Raw genomic sequence first — 2,638 nt, forward strand, 5'->3', positions numbered from 1 at the left:
CCTTCTGACGCTCGCGACCAGCCTCGCCCTCGGCGGATGCCTGCGGCCGGATTTCCGGACCGCGGCCCTCGACGCCACCGGCACCGGCTCGATCGGCGCTGTCCTCGCGCAGCTTCACCGGCCAGACCTACGCCTTCGAGGCGGCGGTCGATCGCCGCTACGCGGCCGTGCATGCGCTCGCCACCGAGGTCGCGCGCTCGCCCGACGCCGCGCAGGCGCTGCTGATGCCGGGGGAGGCGGGCACGATGAGCGCGGCCCTGGAGGAGATCCAGGCGCTGATCGGCGGTGCGGAGGACGCGGCGCGGCTCGCCGACTACCGCAACTATTTCGTCTACGAGATCGGCATGAAGGGCCGCGACGGCAGCCGCACCACCATGTCGAGCCGGGCGCTGCGGGGCTCGGGCGGCGAGGCGCAGGCCCCGTTCTACGTGGCGATCGCCGCCTCGCTCGCCAGCGCCTACTATCCGGGCGATCGGCCGGGCGACGAGAATCCGGGCCTGGGCCTGTGCCTCCTCGACGAGGCCTTCTCCAAGCTGGACGTGCGCAACAGCCAGGCGCTGGTCGACCTCTACGGCGCCTGGGGCCTGCAGCTGCTGATCGCCGCGCCGGAGGACAAGCGCACCACCCTGACCGAGGTGATGGACACCATCGTCACGGTCTACAAGAGCGCGGATCTGCGTTCGGTGCGGATCGAATCCGAGCACCCGCTGGAAGCGGCCAAGCGCGCGCTCGCGGGCATCAACCCGGACCGGATGGGACTGGAGGCGTTCGGCGAGGCCGATCCGGCCTGACCGCCCTCATCCAGGGCGGCCCATCGCCTGCGGCGGCGCGGTCGGGAGGGGGGCGCCGCCGACGCGGAAGCGATCGGGAGGAACGTCCGGTCGACGGCGCCGGCCGAGCGAGAGGGGGGATAACTCGCCAGACCGTGCCGTACTCTACGCGGCGTGCCGGAAAGCGCATTCACATACGTAACGCGGCACGGGAATTCGGCACACGAATGACACTGCCGATTGTGCCGGCCGTCGCATCGGGCCATCGCATCGGGGATGCGCCCGGCTCTCGGCGTGGCGCAGGCGCCAAGCCTCCCGCGATGCGGCCGAGGACCGGGCGGCGATCCGCGCGCCGGCCGTCAGTTGAGGTAGGTGCGGATCCAGTTCGGGGAGAGGATCTCGCCCTCCTCGGTGATGATCCAGGGCTGCTTGCCGGGGTCGGTCAGCGCGCCCGCGGCGGCGGCGATCGCCTCGCGCAGGGTGCCGAACCGCTCGGGCTGGGCCAGCGGCGAGCTCGCCGGGACCGAGCGCCAGATCGTCAGATCGGCGGGCCGTTCGAGAGCTTCGGTTTCCATGATGTCTGTCTTCCTTCCGAACCGTCGTCGTCCGTTCAGGCACCCGCTCGCCTTCAAGTCAGGCAGGAGCGGCTCTCAATGATGTCGTCTCGAATGGCAGCATCTCTGCGGCGGCAATGCGATCATTTCGCAACCATCTTCGAGCGTCGAGCCACGATTGTGTCGAAAACTCGTACCGCATCGACCGAAGTCGCGGGCCATGATGCCTTGCTTCAGCGTCGAACACTGCATTGTCACGTGCGAAGATTGTCCCCGCCAGTGATGACCATTTCGTTAGCCCGTCCAGCGTGGCTGTGTGGTGTGCTGCCGCACGCTCTCATCACGCTTGCGGCCGGGCCTCCTTCGTGTTGAAGGAACCAAGCTGAACGACCAGTTAAGGGCTACCCGGGCGCCGGACGCGGGTGCCGGACTGTGTCCGCAATGCTCAGTTTCCACCGGGGCAGGGGGGTCGGGACGACCGTGCCGGATCGTTTTGTGCGGGTGGCCCTGGTCGCGGTGCTGATCCTGCTCGCGCTGTTCGTCGCCCAGCCCTATCTCACGGCGCTCCTGTTCTCGGCCGAGACGCCGCGGGCGGTGACGGCGCGCGGCGACCTCGCGCCCGCGGAGACCAGCACCGTCGCGCTGTTCGAGCGGGCGAGCCCCTCGGTGGTCCACGTCTTCGCGCAGGGGGCAGCGCGGGGGCAGGCCCTGATGAGCCTCGACGACGAGGAGGAGCAGCAGGGCCAGGGCGGCAACGCCCAGACCGGCACCGGCTTCGTCTGGGACGCCGCCGGGCACATCGTCACCAACAACCACGTCGTCCAGGCGGCCGCCCAGTCCGGCGGCACCATCGCGGTGCGGCTCTCCTCGGGCGAGGTGGTGCCCGCGCGCCTCGTCGGCACCTCGCCCGCCTACGACCTCGCGGTGCTCCAGCTCGGCCGCGTCAGCCGCATGCCGCCGCCCCTCGCCATCGGCACCTCGGCGGACCTGAAGGTTGGCCAGTCGACCTTCGCCATCGGCAACCCCTTCGGCCTCGACCACACGCTGACCACCGGCGTGATCAGCGCGCTGCAGCGGCGCCTGCCGACGGGGGAGGGGCGGGAACTCTCCGGGGTGATCCAGACCGATGCGGCGATCAATCCGGGCAATTCCGGCGGCCCGCTGCTCGATTCCGCGGGCCGGCTGATCGGGGTGAACACGGCGATCTTCTCGCCCTCCGGCCATGTCGATGGTCCGCCAGGCCCCGTCGTCCTTGCGTCGGATGCGGACGGTGACGTGCAGGATCTCGTCCTCGCGCAGGGCCCGCGAGATCGC

At 70.5% G+C, this 2,638-nt stretch carries 2 protein-coding genes and 1 pseudogene; 2 read left to right on the forward strand and 1 reads right to left on the reverse strand.

What is annotated here, in order from left to right; genetic code table 11:
- Positions 1-98: 98 nt before the first annotated feature.
- Positions 99-791, forward strand: a pseudogene (locus tag MET9862_RS28820) (SbcC/MukB-like Walker B domain-containing protein); the annotation flags it as partial.
- Positions 792-1,129: 338 nt separating this feature from the next.
- Here MET9862_RS28820 and MET9862_RS28825 read toward each other — a convergent pair.
- Positions 1,130-1,345: a hypothetical protein gene (locus MET9862_RS28825; RefSeq protein ID WP_142586292.1), complete on the reverse strand. Its 216-nt coding sequence runs from the start codon at positions 1,343-1,345 to the stop codon at positions 1,130-1,132.
- A gap of 459 nt (positions 1,346-1,804) precedes the next feature.
- Here MET9862_RS28825 and MET9862_RS28830 point away from each other — a divergent pair.
- Positions 1,805-2,638, forward strand: an 834-nt coding sequence (locus tag MET9862_RS28830) for a S1C family serine protease (RefSeq protein ID WP_142586293.1), incomplete at its 3' end; no start/stop codon positions are given.

The sequence above is a fragment of the Methylobacterium symbioticum genome, assembly GCF_902141845.1.
Lineage (GTDB): Bacteria > Pseudomonadota > Alphaproteobacteria > Rhizobiales > Beijerinckiaceae > Methylobacterium > Methylobacterium symbioticum.